This is a genomic window from Pseudomonas fluorescens, from assembly GCF_004683905.1.
In the GTDB taxonomy this organism is placed as follows: domain Bacteria; phylum Pseudomonadota; class Gammaproteobacteria; order Pseudomonadales; family Pseudomonadaceae; genus Aquipseudomonas; species Aquipseudomonas putida_A.
In genome coordinates this window covers 3376363-3389534 of record NZ_CP038438.1, presented here as the reverse complement: position 1 = coordinate 3389534, position 13172 = coordinate 3376363, and the positions used below count along the sequence as shown (strand labels likewise).

Sequence of the window (13172 nt, the reverse complement as noted above, 5' to 3'; positions counted from 1 at the left end):
GATGAGCGATAACCTGATCGAAATACGCGACCTGCGTGTGGCCTTCAACGGCCAGCCAGTGGTGCATGGCATCGACCTCGATATTCGTCCGGGCGAATGCCTGGCGCTGGTCGGCGAGTCCGGCTCGGGCAAATCGGTGACCGCCCACAGCATCCTGCAATTGCTTGACCCGAACATCACGCGGATCGACGGCAGCATTCGTTATGCCGGGGAGGAGCTGCTCGGCGTGCATGAGCGCTATCTGCGTCAGTTACGGGGCAACCGTATCGCGATGATTTTTCAGGAGCCGATGAGCTCGCTGAATCCGCTGCACACCATCGAACGGCAACTCGGCGAGAGCCTGGCGCTGCACAAAGGCCTGGCGGGCGCGCAAGCCCGTGAGCGCATTCTCGAATTGCTCGAACTGGTGGGGATTCAAAAGCCCCGCGAACGGCTCAAGGCCTATCCGCATCAACTCTCCGGAGGTCAACGCCAGCGGGTGATGATCGCCATGGCGCTGGCCTGCGAGCCGCAATTGTTGATCGCAGACGAACCAACCACTGCGCTGGACGTGACGGTGCAGCGCAGGATTCTGTTGCTGCTTAAAGAGCTGCAACAGCGCCTGGGCATGGCGCTGCTGATCATCAGTCATGACCTGAATCTGGTGCGCACCATTGCGCAGCGGGTGGCGGTGATGCGCAGTGGGCGGATCGTCGAGCAGGCGTCGTGCGAGCAGCTGTTCCGTGCGCCGCAGCATCCGTACAGCATCGAATTGCTCAACGCCGAGCCGGGGGGCGAAGCGCTGTGCCGGGATGTGGCGCAGGATTTGTTGCAGGTGCGCGATCTGCATGTGCGTTTTCGCCTGGGCGGCGGTTGGCTGCGGCCGAAGACTTGGCTGCAGGCGGTCAAGGGCATTGATCTGAACCTGCAGCGCGGCAAAACGCTGGGGATTGTCGGCGAGTCGGGGTCGGGCAAGTCGACCTTGGGCCAGGCGATTTTGCGCCTGATCGACGCCGAGGGCAGCATTCGCTTTGCCGGTGAGGCGCTGGAGCAGCTGAGTGGCAAGCAACTGCGGCCGCTACGCAAACGCCTGCAAGTGGTGTTTCAGGACCCGTTCGGCAGTCTCAGCCCGCGCTTGTGTGTGGAGCAGATCATTGCCGAGGGCTTGCAGGTACACAGCGACTTGAATGCTGCCGAGCGTGAGCAGGCGGTGATCGATGTGCTGCGCGAAGTCGGTCTCGATCCGGCGACCCGACATCGCTATCCACACGAGTTTTCCGGTGGCCAGCGGCAACGGATTGCCATCGCTCGGGCGCTGGTGCTCAAGCCTGATTTGATTCTGCTCGATGAGCCGACCTCGGCACTGGATCGCACGGTGCAGAAGCAGATCGTTGCTTTATTGCGGCGGCTGCAGGAAGAGCACGGGCTGACTTACCTGTTCATCAGTCATGACCTGGCGGTGGTACGGGCGTTGGCCCATGACCTGATTGTGATGAAGGATGGCGAAGTGTTGGAGCGTGGCGAGACCCGTGCGCTATTCAGCGATGCGCAGCATCCGTATACGCAGGAGCTGTTGGCGGCATCATTTGCTGGTTGATGACAGCTCCAACGTAGTAGAAGGTGCATGCCACGGTTTATGGTGCGCCACGTGACCAATGTGGGAGGGGGCTTGCTCCCGAAAGCGGCGTGACAGGCGGCAAAACTTGTGGCTGATCCGACGTCTTCGGGAGCAAGCCCCCTCCCACCTATGGCCTGTTTATGACGAAACCCGGGAGCCAGACGCAAAAATCCCGCCACCAGGGCGGGATTTTCTTCAAACCGAACGACGTCTTACGACGGGAACAGCTCGGACAGTTTCATCGCCAGCATCATGTCGCCTTCAGCGCGCAGTTTGCCACCCATGAACGCTTGCATGCCGTCGGTCGAACCATCGACGATGCCTTCCAGGGTTTCGCCGTCCATCACCAGAGTGACCTGAGCGTCCGGGTTCTCGCCTTCTTTCAGCTCGCAGGTGCTGTCCTTGACGATCAGCGAGAAGTTTTTGGTGTCGTCGATGCGGAAACCGAAGACCAGATCCAGACCGGCAGCAGCGGCTGGGTTGAACTTGGCTTTCATTGCTTGTACGGCATCAGCTACGGAGGTCATGGTTCGATCCTTTCTTGGGTTAGGCGCTGGTTGATTACAGCAAGGGTCACAATTATCCGGACTCAGCGGAAAGTGATGAGTTCCGGAGCCTTCAGCAGTTGCAGGTGTGCGTGACTGTTGAAGGAGGCCAAAGCCACCTCGCGACCGCGGAACTTCAGCTGGTTGAGCGAGGTGTTGACGATTTGCCAATTCAGTTCAAAGGCCTGCCGGGCAGGCATTTGGGTAATCAGGTGGAGCAGGGCGGTGATGGTGCCGCCGGAGGTGAACACGGCGATTTTCTGGTTGCCGTCGGCCTGTTCGAGGATCCGGTGCAATCCGCCCCGTACTCGCTCGACAAACCCCAGCCAGCTTTCCAGCCCGGGTGTGTCGTAGGTGCCTGCCAGCCAGCGCTCGATGACCAGGGCGAAGATACGCTGGAATTCGGCGCGGTTTTGCGCCGCGTTACGCAGGATGTCGATGGCTTCCGGCTCGTCCTCGAGCATGGCCGGGATCAGGGCGCGGATGATCGCGTCGGCATCGAACTCGTTGAACGCGGAGTCGGTCTCCAGCGTCGGTACCGACAGGCCCTTGGCGCTGAATTGCTCCAGCGCACTGCTGGCCGTGTGTTGCTGACGACGCAGGTCGCCGGCCAGGCAGCGATCAAAGCGGATTCCCAGCTCGGCGAGGTGCTGTCCGAGGACTTCTGCCTGGCGCACACCGATGGGCGACAGGACGTCATAGTCGTCTGCACCAAAGGAGGCCTGGCCATGTCGAATCAGATAGATGCTGCCCACGTCCGCGTCATCCCGGTACGTTGAAGGTTTGGCGAGGTTATGAGGATGAAAGAGTGCTGTCAATGAAAAAACATACGCTTGTTTGAAATGCTCGTTACAGGCCTGTTGCCAGAGGTTTCACGGCTGGCCGACGAGGCGGCGCATGGGTATGCTGGAACCATCCCGCGCGTGTTTTGCATCCGCGCATTGTTTTAAGGAGTCTCTGTGGAGTTTTTCACCGAATACGCCAGCTTCCTGGCCAAGACCGTAACGCTGGTGGTCGCCATCCTGGTGGTGCTCGCCAGTTTTGCTGCATTGCGCAGCAAGGGCCGGCGCAAGTCGGCGGGGCAGTTGCAGGTCAGCAAGCTCAACGATTTCTATAAAGGCTTGCGTGAACGTCTGGAGCAGACCCTGCTCGACAAGGATCAGCTCAAGGCCCTGCGCAAGGGCCAGGCCAAATCGGAAAAATCCGAGAAGAAGCAGAAGAACAAACCCGAGAGCAAATCCCGGGTGTTCGTGCTCGATTTCGACGGTGACATCAAGGCCTCGGCCACCGAGAGCCTGCGTCACGAAATCACCGCACTGCTGACCCTCGCCACGCCAAAGGACGAAGTGGTACTGCGTCTGGAAAGCGGCGGCGGCATGGTGCACAGCTACGGTCTGGCGTCCTCGCAACTGGCGCGTATTCGCGAGGCCGGCGTGCCGTTGACCGTGTGTATCGACAAGGTCGCGGCCAGCGGCGGTTACATGATGGCGTGCATTGGCGAGAAGATCATCAGCGCGCCGTTCGCGATTCTCGGCTCGATTGGTGTGGTGGCGCAGTTGCCCAACGTCAACCGTCTGCTGAAAAAGCACGACATCGATTTTGAAGTGCTGACCGCCGGTGAGTACAAGCGCACCCTGACCGTGTTCGGCGAAAACACCGAAAAGGGCCGGGAGAAGTTCCAGGAAGACCTGGACATCACCCATCAGCTGTTCAAGAACTTCGTTTCCCGTTATCGCCCGCAACTGGCCATCGACGAAGTGGCCACCGGTGAGGTCTGGCTTGGTGTTGCAGCGCTGGACAAACAACTGGTCGACGAACTCAAGACCAGCGATGAATACCTGGCAGACCGGGCGAAGAAAGCCGAGGTTTATCACCTGCATTACGCCGAGCGCAAAAGCCTGCAGGAGCGCATCGGCATGGCTGCCAGCGGTTCAGTGGATCGCGTGCTGCTGAGCTGGTGGAGCCGCTTGACCCAGCAACGCTTCTGGTAAGAAAAGGCCAACAAAAAACCCCTTTCACTGTAACGGTGAGAGGGGTTTTTTTAGGGTGGCGGTATATAGGTATAGTTTGAGTTTGAATAGTTGATTCGAACTTGAAGTTTTTCATCGGCAATTCGCGCTTTTATAAAAAGGCCTGCTCGATAAGCTGTTGCTACTTTCAGTTTTCGAGATATTCAGAATGTCTTCCTTACCTGTACAGGCTGTCGCGCCTGTATTGACACCCGAACAAAAAGGCATGTTCTTTGAGTTAATCAAGAACAATGCTCCCGGCTGGCTGCTGTCGGCATCGGATGAACTGCGTCAAACACTTTATCAAAGCATGATGGCCAGCCATCGCGCCCAGAGTGAAATGGACCCGTTTCTGAAGACGCTCAAGTCGCCCGAAGCATTTTGCGCGCCGTTACTGACCAGCGCCATGTCGCAAAAGCTCGGCAACTCGCTGGATATCAGCGGGGTGATTTTTCAGCATGTGCGCTCCACCTCCAGTCTGTTGGGCTTGCGCAGGAAACTGGTGTTGCCAGTCGATCGGGATCTGCTCACGGCCGCCTGCGAAAACTTCGAACTCCGTGAGACTCAGGCCACAAATTATAACGATACCTCCTTGATCTATATTCCCGAGAAAGTAACCGGTCGAGAAGCGCATATATTATCGATCCAGCCCCATGAATTTGCGCTGTTGTGTCGAACCCTGGACTTGGGCCAGCAATATCAGACTCATCTTCGTGCGGTCTTCAATGTGGATGCCGAGGCCAATCCGTTGCGCAGCAAGTTTACTGCGAACTTGCGGTGTCGCTTCGAGGTGGATCGGCACGTCGCATTGCTGAAGAAACACATCAGTGTCGAAGTGCATGAGATGTTGCAGGCAGTCAAGGATAACCGGGACACGATCAAACTGGGCAACAACACCCTGGGTTATCAGGCCTTGCGGATGCTTGGTGTCTCACTTAACGGTGTGCTGTTTATCGGCCCGGTGAGTGAGCACGCCGATGACGACTACCGTTGCGTTGTTTACCTGCCAGGTGATCCGTTGCACCCGCTCAAGGAGTATTCATCCTTCAGCGATTTCGAGAAACAGTTGAGCCAGCGGTTGAAAGGCGCAGCGTTTCGCCAATTCTTCATGCGCTTCATCAAGATCAGTGAGCGCGCAGCGTGGGTGACCGAACTCGATGGGCGTTTGTATCCGCACAGTCATTCAATCCTGCCTCGTGCCTCGTTCTACGTGACGTTGTCCGGCATCGATTTTGCGGGTGACCCGTTCAGCCTGATGTATCGCCAGCACGTCGAACAGACCATGGCCGACGCTCGGCTCGTAGTGGTCCCAACCGACGATGAAGACGAGAAAACCCGGCTGGCCCGACTGGACACCTATAAGGCAATCGGGGTCGACCTGCTGTTGGTCGCTGTATCGTTCATACCTGTAGTCGGAGAGGCTCTGTTGGCGGTGACCGCGGTGCAGTTGCTCTCGCAGGTCTATGAAGGGATTGCCAGTTGGTCCAGAGGCGAGCAGGAACAGGCAACGGATTACTTTTTCGATGTCGTCGAAAACCTGATCCTGATGGCGGCTTTCGCTGCGAGTACCAGGGCGGTGGGCACAGCGTTCAAAGTCGTCAGGTCATCGGCTTTTATCGAGCGCTTGCGCATGGTCAAACTGGCTTCAGGGCTGTCTCGCCTCTGGAAGCCTGACCTGCACGTGTATCAACAGCGTCGGGCCTTGCCTGCCGGAGTGCGTCGCGATGGTCGCGGCTTGCGTTGGGTCGATGGCCAGGCGTACCTGACGCTCGATGATCTGCACTATGCAGTGCGCCCCGAACCTCAGACCGGGCTGTGGGAAGTGCAGGCGCCGCCGGAATCGGCGAGCCGCTATGCACCGCTGCTCGAAACCAACGATCGGGGTGCCTGGCGTCATGACAGCGAGCTGGTTCAGGACTGGGATCGATTGAAGCTGCTGCGCCGCTTCGGCCATCCCCGCGAGGAGCTGTCGGATGCCAGTGCGCTGCAGGCTCTGGCTGTCTGCGGTATCGAAGACAGCGTGTTGCGTCAGATCCATGTAGATCGCGGTCATCCGCCGGCCTTGCTGCTCGACACGGTGTGGAGATTTCGCGCCGATGCAGCGGTGACGGAGTTTATCGAGCAACTGCAGATCCCGTTGTCGGCCCCCATGGCGGATGCTGACCTGCAATTGCACCTGCTGACGACATCGGCCAGTTGGCCGGCAGACTGCGCCATTAGTGTCGTCGATGCAGCGGGCACGCCAATCAATCGTTATGGCGCAACCCACGCCACCACGATCCTGAAGATAACTCAGCAGGATGTGCATCGGGGGAAACTGTACCGTTCTCTGCTGGCTGCACTCGGCAGCCAGCGGCGCAAGAACTTGCTCGGCTTGACGAGCCAGGATTCGGCGGTTCAGACGCGCAAACTGGTGCAAATCGTCGGCGAACAGGCACAAGGGCGACGGGAGCCGTTGTTCCAGCGAATTTATCGACGCCACGAAGCGCCGAGCAATGGTCGGGTGGCGTTGCTGATGAAGACCTTTGCCGATCTGCCTGCCAGTGTTGCCGAGGAGTTGGCGGGCAGTGCCCTGGATGGCGAAGCGCAGGAGCTGGACGCTGCCCGCGTACCATTGCGGCTGGCGCAGGAGGTGCGCCGCTATCAACAGGCGATTGCTGTGTGTCGAGCCTATGAAGGCCTGTACCTGGAGAGTGGCGGTGGTCACAGTACCAATCGCCTGGTGCTCGATACCCTTGAACATTTGCCGGGCTGGTCAGGGGCTTCAGCGATCGAGATACAGGAGTGGTCGGGCAGTCACGGCAGTGTTGCAACGACGGCGTCAAGCTCATCCAGTGAGCGGGTGATCATCAATGTGTTGGCGAACCGCATCAGCGTTCTGCAGGGTACTGATGCTGCGCTGAAAACATTTTCCGGACGCACCCGCGAGCATTATTTCCAGGCCCTCTGGCATGGGTTGTCGGCGCAACGCAAGGTCGCGTTGGGCCTGTCGATCGAGGCCGGGGCGAACGGGCTACGGGAGAAAATCACCGAGCTTGCCATGCAGCGGCGAACAACGTTTGCCAGGACCATGGGCGAACGTCCCGGCGACTATTCGCCGATGGCCCTGGCTGACCGGCCCCCGGCGGGGCCATGGGCGAACTCAGGTGTGAGCGTTTCAGTGATGGTGCGCCGTATTCAGGAACTCTACCCGGCCCATTCCCCTGCACAGATCCATGCGCTACTCAACGTCTTGGGCCGCAATGAGATCCTGGTGCTGATGAAACTGGAATTGCTGCGCCTGGAGTTTCTCGGTATTCGCGAAGTCCTGAGTCGTTGGGTGACGCGGCAAACGCAGTACAACGGGATCGATGGCTCATTGCTTGATGTTCCACAGTCGGCGAAGTCCCGGGCCATGCGCGCGATCATCCGCTGCTGGCGCAGAGAACCGGGGGCCTCGGGCGACGCGCCACCCGACACCTTGATTTTCGCCCCGGAGCCGTTGGGAGAGTTGCCAGTGCTGGTCGGGGATTTCAGCCACGTCACGCATCTGATCATGGACGGCACTACGCCGCTGGGGCTGACGGCATTTTTGCGTCATTTCAGAAATTTGCGCAGCCTTTCCCTGAGGGGGAACCAATTGACCCAGTTACCGGTGACATTGGAACGCATGCCCTGGCTGACGCATCTGGATCTGAGCGAGAACCGTATTCGTCTATCTTCTGCATCGGTGCCGTCACTGGCGCAATTGAAAAAGCTGCGGGTGCTGAGCCTGGACTTCAATGTTGATCTTGCGCATGCCCCGGATGTCAGCTCACTGCCGGATCTGGAAAGACTGCGCTTGCGCGGTTGCGCAATCGATCATTGGCCCGAGGGAACCACCGGTTTGCAACGACCGCAACTGATCGATCTGCGCGATAACCAGATAAGCACGGTGCCGGAGGCGGTACTCAGGGCTCCGTTGGTGGTCACCCGCGCCGTTCGCCTGATGGGTAACCCCTTGTCGCCTGACTCTTTGCGACAGATTGCGACGTATCAGCAGGCGAACAGCGTCAGTTTCGGTGTAATGGCCCGGGTCTATCAACACCAGCCGCTACCCAGCGTGTCGTATGAAGGTCAGAGTGCGCGCTGGCTGACCGGCAGGCCTGCCGTCGAAGCGATACCGCGTAGCGTTACCTGGGAGGCGGTAAGGGCAGCGCCCGGCTCGCGGGATTTCTTCAATGTACTTTCACAATTGATCCACACGGCCGATTACACCCGGTTGTACCCGTATTTCAGCCAGCGTGTGTGGAATGTGGTCGAGGCGGCCGCTGAAGACACGCGGTTGCGCAGCGAATTGTTCCGCACGGCGCGCGTCGCCACCAGTGTCGATGGTTATTCCGCGGTGTTCAGTGAGATGGAAGTCCAGGTTCTGTGTTACCGAGCCACGGTCGCGGCCGGGATCGATGGCGCGCCGCTGGAGCGGCAATTGACGCATTTGCTCAGAGGCTTGTTTCGCCTGCAAACGCTGGAAGAGCGCACCTTGGCAGAGATCAACGCCCGCGCCCAACCGAGTGTCTACGAGCATGCGCTCGAATTCAGTCTGGCCTATCGGGTGGGGCTGGCGGAGCGTCTGAATTTGCCTGGTCAGCCAAGGGCGATGAGCAGCCCGTTGAATGTCGAGGTCTCGCAGGTAGAACTGGATCAGGCCAATCAGGCCGTGATGCGTATTGAAGGCTCTTCGGCGTTTCCCGACTGGTGTATCGGCCAGCGATTCTGGGTCGAGTTTCTCGAATCGGCCTACCCCGACGCTTTCGCCCTTGTCTATGTTCGAACCTCGCAGGCATTGGCGCGCCTGGAGGAGCAGGCGGAGCTGACGCGCGATCAGGCAGCGGTGCAGATGAATGCGATTCACGACAATTTCAGAAATGAGCGTCAGGCGCTGATTCGCCAACTCACCGAGCAGGCACTCGCGCGCCATCCGGCCAATGAGCTGGCCAGTTCGGATACAGAAGAGGAGGGAAGTACGCCTTGAGCAGGTGCTCAAGGCGTATTCGAGTCAGCGGCGACGGAACAGCGGCAGCGGTTCGTCAGTGGCGGCCTGGTAGGTCACCGAGAAGTCTTTCAGGCTTTCCAGTGCCTCGTACGGGTCCTTGTCGGCGCGCAGGGCGAACGCATCGAAGCCGCAACGGTGCATGTAGAACAGCTGATCGCGCAGCACATCGCCAATCGCCCGCAGTTCACCTTTGAAACCATAGCGGTCGCGCAGCAGGCGGGCGTTGGAGTAGTTGCGGCCATCGGTGAAGGCCGGGAAGTTCAGCGCGATGACCTGGAACTGCGCGACGTCGTCACCGATTTCCTCGGCTTCTTCATCGGCGTCCAGCCACACACCCAGCCCGCCGTCGCGGGCCTTGAGCGCGTGAGCATGATCACGCCACAGGGCCAGCGGCACGATCAGGTCGTCGCAGTTGGAGATACCGTCGAGGGTCGCGTCCTTGGGCAGCAAGTGCCAGGTTTCGTCGACCACCTCGTTGTTCTTAATGATTCGCTGCATAGACGCGTTCCTTGAAGAGGTCGATGCCAATACGCTGGTAGGTGTCGATGAAGCGCTCGTCTTCGGTACGTTGTTCAACGTACACGTCGATCAGCTTCGAGATCACGTCCGGCATGTCGTCCTGGGCGAAGGACGGGCCGAGGATCTTGCCCAGGCTGGCGTCACGGCTGGCGCTGCCACCGAGGGACACCTGGTAGAACTCTTCACCTTTCTTGTCCACCCCGAGGATGCCGATGTGGCCGACGTGGTGGTGACCGCAGGCATTCATGCAACCAGAGATGTTCAGGTCCAGCTCACCGATGTCGAACAGATAGTCCAGGTCGTCGAAACGGCGCTGGATCGATTCGGCGATCGGGATCGACTTGGCGTTGGCCAGCGAGCAGAAATCACCGCCCGGGCAGCAGATGATGTCGGTCAGCAGGCCAATGTTCGGCGTGGCGAAACCGCCTTCACGCAGCTCGCCCCAGAGGGTGAACAACTGGCTCTGCTCGACGTCGGCGAGAATGATGTTCTGCTCGTGGGACGTGCGCAGTTGACCGAAGCTGTAGCGCTCGGCCAGATCGGCGACGGCGTCCAGCTGCTTGTCGGTGATGTCGCCCGGCGCAACGCCGGTCGGCTTCAGCGACAGGGTCACGGCCACATAGCCCGGCTTTTTGTGCGCCAGGGTGTTGCGCGAACGCCAGCGGGCGAAACCCGGATGCTCTTTGTCGAGTTCGGCCAGGGCGGCAGTCTGGTTCTCCAGCGCCTTGTAGTCCGGATCGACGAAGTGTTTGGCGACGCGATGCAGTTCGGCTTCGGTCAGTGTGGTCTGGCCACCGCGCAGGTGTTCCATCTCGGCATCGACTTTCTGCGCGAACACTTCAGGGGTCAGCGCCTTGACGAGGATCTTGATCCGCGCCTTGTATTTGTTGTCGCGACGGCCATAACGGTTGTACACCCGCAGGATGGCGTCGAGGTAGCTCAACAGGTCCTGCCACGGCAGGAACTCGTTGATGAAGGCGCCGACCACCGGGGTACGGCCCAGGCCACCGCCGACCAGCACACGGAAACCCAGCTCGCCGGCGGCGTTGTGGACCGGCTCAAGGCCGATGTCGTGGACTTCGATAGCCGCACGGTCAGCGGTCGAACCGTTGACGGCAATCTTGAACTTGCGCGGCAGGTAGGCGAATTCCGGGTGGAATGTAGTCCACTGACGGACGATTTCGCACCATGGGCGTGGGTCGATCAGTTCATCGGCAGCGACACCGGCGAACTGGTCGGTGGTGACGTTGCGCAGGCAGTTGCCGCTGGTCTGGATCGCGTGCATCTGCACGGTAGCCAGTTCCGCGAGGATGTCCGGGATGTCTTCCACCGCCGGCCAGTTGAACTGCACGTTCTGCCGGGTACTGATGTGGGCGTAGCCCTTGTCGTAGTCACGGGCAATCTTGGCCATCATGCGCGTCTGACGCGATGTCAGTTGGCCGTAAGGCACCGCCACGCGCAACATCGGCGCAAAACGCTGGATGTAGAGGCCATTTTGCAGGCGCAGGGGGCGGAATTCTTCTTCGCTCAGCTCGCCTGCCAGATAGCGTCGGGTCTGATCACGGAACTGCTTGACGCGGTCCTCGATGATCCGCTGATCGTACTCGTCGTATACGTACATATAAGTCCTGTTCTCAGGCTTTGGGCTACTCGGAAAACGCTGCGTTTTCGCTTGCTGGAGTCCGATGGTGCCTCGGCAATTACGCGCGCACGGCCGCGCACTCCCTAACGGAGCCGGGGCAATATACCCGTTTGCAGTTATGCGCAAAAGTGATGTTTGAGTATATGTAAAGAACCAAATCGCCTAACGAGAATAGTTGTTGATTAACCCACATTTGTCGCGGGGACAATCATCGTCTTAACTGTGATCGAGTCTTTCTGCAATCACCGATAAAACCGACAAGAGGCGATGCAATGAGCAATCCGACCAAGGCAAGAAAAAGCGATAGCAGTGTCGATGCATGGGCCATTCTGTTCCTGATTATTCTGGTAGTAGGGACGGCGGTATTCTGGGTCAGTCATCAGTAAACGACCGATCCGGGTCCGCTTCCGACGATTGTCGGACAAAAAGCGGGATCAGGCGTCAATAGCCGCTGGTTCGAGGGCTATAATGCGCGGCCATTTTTCCTTGGGCCCGGATCATTCATGTTGAAGTTTTTCCACCTCAGCCTTCTGCTGTTCGGTGCGGTTTTCGGCTCTGCGGCCCGGGCCGAGTCGGTGCTGTTCCTCAATCCTGGTTCAACTCAGGAAGCCTTCTGGGTCAGCTACTCGCAATTCATGCAGGCGGCCGCCCGCGACCTGGGCGTCGATTTGCAGATTCTCTATTCCCAGCGTCAGCCGGAATTCACCCTGGCTCAGGCCAGAGTTGCCCTGCAGGGACCGAATCGTCCCGACTATCTGGTATTCGTCAACGAGCAGTACGTGGCGCCGCAGATCCTGCGCATGGCGGAGGGCAGCGGGGTCAAGCTGTTCATGGTCAACGCGGTGCTCACCCCCGATCAGCAGGCGCTGATCGGCGAGCGTGCCGATCGCATCGGCAGCCTGGTGCCGAATGACGAGGAGGGCGGCTACCTGATGATGAAGGAACTGATTCGCCTGCATCCGCCGGTGGCGCGGGGCGAACAGATTGAAGTACTGGCGTTTTCCGGCCTGAAGATCACCCCGTCAGCGCAATTGCGCGAGCAGGGCATGCAACGCGCCTTGGCCGAGTATCCGCAGGTACGACTGCGGCAACTGGTGTACAGCGGCTGGACCCGGCAACGTGCCTACGAGCAGGCGCGGCAACTGGTCAGCCGTTATCCGAAGGTGTCGCTGGTGTGGGCAGCCAATGATGAAATGGCCTTCGGCGCCATGCATGCGTTTGCCGAAGCCGGCAAAGTCCCTGGCAAGGATGTGCTGTTCAGCGCGGTCAATACCTCACCCGAGGCGCTGCAGGCGGTGGTCGACGGGCGCTTGAGCGCGCTGGTGGGCGGTCACTTCACTCTCGGCGGGTGGGCGCTGGTGGAGTTGCACGATTATGAGCAGGGCGTCGATCTGGATCGTTTTGGCGGACGTGACCGGCAATTGTCGCTGCTGCAACTGATCGACAAGCATCAGGCACAGCAAATGCTGGCCATGGGCGCGTCGCCGGATTACGGCGTGAGTTTTCGCAAGTTGTCGGCCAAGGGCCACCCCACGTCGTATCGCTACCCGTTCAGCCTGCAGATCCTGATGCACTGAACCCCGTCAGACCCCGGCGAAATGCAGTACCAGCTTGACGATGACAAACAGCGTCAAAGCGAACACGGCGGTGAAGCCGATCCCCAGGATCACGAAATGGCTGGGCTTGCCATGGGTGAAGTCCCTTGCCCGGTTCTTCCCGCTTTGCACGCCGAATGCCGCAGCCATCACGCTGTGCAGCATCTGCCAGAAGCTCGGTGGCTTGTTGTCGACTGGATCGTCCATAAATCCCCCGTCCGAAAGGCTGTCCCGATAGCATAGTCAATCCA

General features: G+C 59.4%; 9 protein-coding genes. 4 read left to right on the top strand and 5 right to left on the bottom strand.

The genetic code is table 11. The features are described 5' to 3' along the window. Window position 1 precedes the first annotated feature (1 nt). On the top strand, window positions 2-1576 hold the full coding sequence (locus E4T63_RS15425) for an ABC transporter ATP-binding protein (protein WP_135295924.1): 1575 nt from the start codon (window positions 2-4) through the stop codon (window positions 1574-1576). A gap of 233 nt (window positions 1577-1809) precedes the next feature. Here E4T63_RS15425 and E4T63_RS15420 read toward each other — a convergent pair whose 3' ends face one another. Both E4T63_RS15420 and E4T63_RS15415 read right to left on the bottom strand, forming a co-directional pair. Continuing rightward, window positions 1810-2124: an SCP2 sterol-binding domain-containing protein gene (locus E4T63_RS15420; protein WP_019690779.1), complete on the bottom strand. Its 315-nt coding sequence runs from the start codon at window positions 2122-2124 to the stop codon at window positions 1810-1812. A gap of 62 nt (window positions 2125-2186) precedes the next feature. After that, entirely contained in the window at window positions 2187-2897 is a 711-nt protein-coding gene (locus tag E4T63_RS15415; protein ID WP_134786531.1) for a histidine phosphatase family protein, read from the bottom strand. Window positions 2898-3101: 204 nt separating this feature from the next. Here E4T63_RS15415 and sohB point away from each other — a divergent pair, with 204 nt between their 5' ends. Next, window positions 3102-4133: a protease SohB gene (gene sohB, locus E4T63_RS15410; protein ID WP_027613703.1), complete on the top strand. Its 1032-nt coding sequence runs from the start codon at window positions 3102-3104 to the stop codon at window positions 4131-4133. Window positions 4134-4290: 157 nt separating this feature from the next. Beyond that, on the top strand, window positions 4291-9144 hold the full coding sequence (locus E4T63_RS15405) for an NEL-type E3 ubiquitin ligase domain-containing protein (protein WP_245223382.1): 4854 nt from the start codon (window positions 4291-4293) through the stop codon (window positions 9142-9144). 24 nt (window positions 9145-9168) lie between these two features. Here the strand turns inward: E4T63_RS15405 and E4T63_RS15400 are convergent, their stop codons facing one another. After that, the gene (locus tag E4T63_RS15400; protein ID WP_098964198.1) at window positions 9169-9663 is read right to left on the bottom strand and encodes a DUF934 domain-containing protein; all 495 of its coding nucleotides are present in this window, start codon (window positions 9661-9663) and stop codon (window positions 9169-9171) included. After that, on the bottom strand, window positions 9647-11305 hold the full coding sequence (locus E4T63_RS15395; RefSeq protein WP_123586535.1) for a nitrite/sulfite reductase: 1659 nt from the start codon (window positions 11303-11305) through the stop codon (window positions 9647-9649). The genes E4T63_RS15400 and E4T63_RS15395 overlap by 17 nt, the downstream gene beginning before the upstream one ends. A 524-nt stretch (window positions 11306-11829) precedes the next feature. Between E4T63_RS15395 and E4T63_RS15390 the strand changes: the two genes are divergently transcribed. After that, complete coding sequence (locus tag E4T63_RS15390; RefSeq protein WP_135295922.1) at window positions 11830-12903, top strand: ABC transporter substrate-binding protein; 1074 nt, start codon at window positions 11830-11832, stop codon at window positions 12901-12903. Window positions 12904-12909: 6 nt separating this feature from the next. Here E4T63_RS15390 and E4T63_RS15385 read toward each other — a convergent pair whose 3' ends face one another. Next, the gene (locus E4T63_RS15385; protein ID WP_007967863.1) at window positions 12910-13128 is read right to left on the bottom strand and encodes a DUF2970 domain-containing protein; all 219 of its coding nucleotides are present in this window, start codon (window positions 13126-13128) and stop codon (window positions 12910-12912) included. Window positions 13129-13172 lie beyond the last annotated feature (44 nt).

Coding starts and splice junctions, on each gene's coding strand:
- E4T63_RS15425 (WP_135295924.1), top strand. CDS start 2: ATGAGCGATAACCTGATCGAAATACGCGACCTGCGTGTGGCCTTCAAC.
- E4T63_RS15420 (WP_019690779.1), bottom strand. CDS start 2,124: ATGACCTCCGTAGCTGATGCCGTACAAGCAATGAAAGCCAAGTTCAAC.
- E4T63_RS15400 (WP_098964198.1), bottom strand. CDS start 9,663: ATGCAGCGAATCATTAAGAACAACGAGGTGGTCGACGAAACCTGGCAC.
- E4T63_RS15395 (WP_123586535.1), bottom strand. CDS start 11,305: ATGTACGTATACGACGAGTACGATCAGCGGATCATCGAGGACCGCGTC.
- E4T63_RS15390 (WP_135295922.1), top strand. CDS start 11,830: ATGTTGAAGTTTTTCCACCTCAGCCTTCTGCTGTTCGGTGCGGTTTTC.
- E4T63_RS15385 (WP_007967863.1), bottom strand. CDS start 13,128: ATGGACGATCCAGTCGACAACAAGCCACCGAGCTTCTGGCAGATGCTG.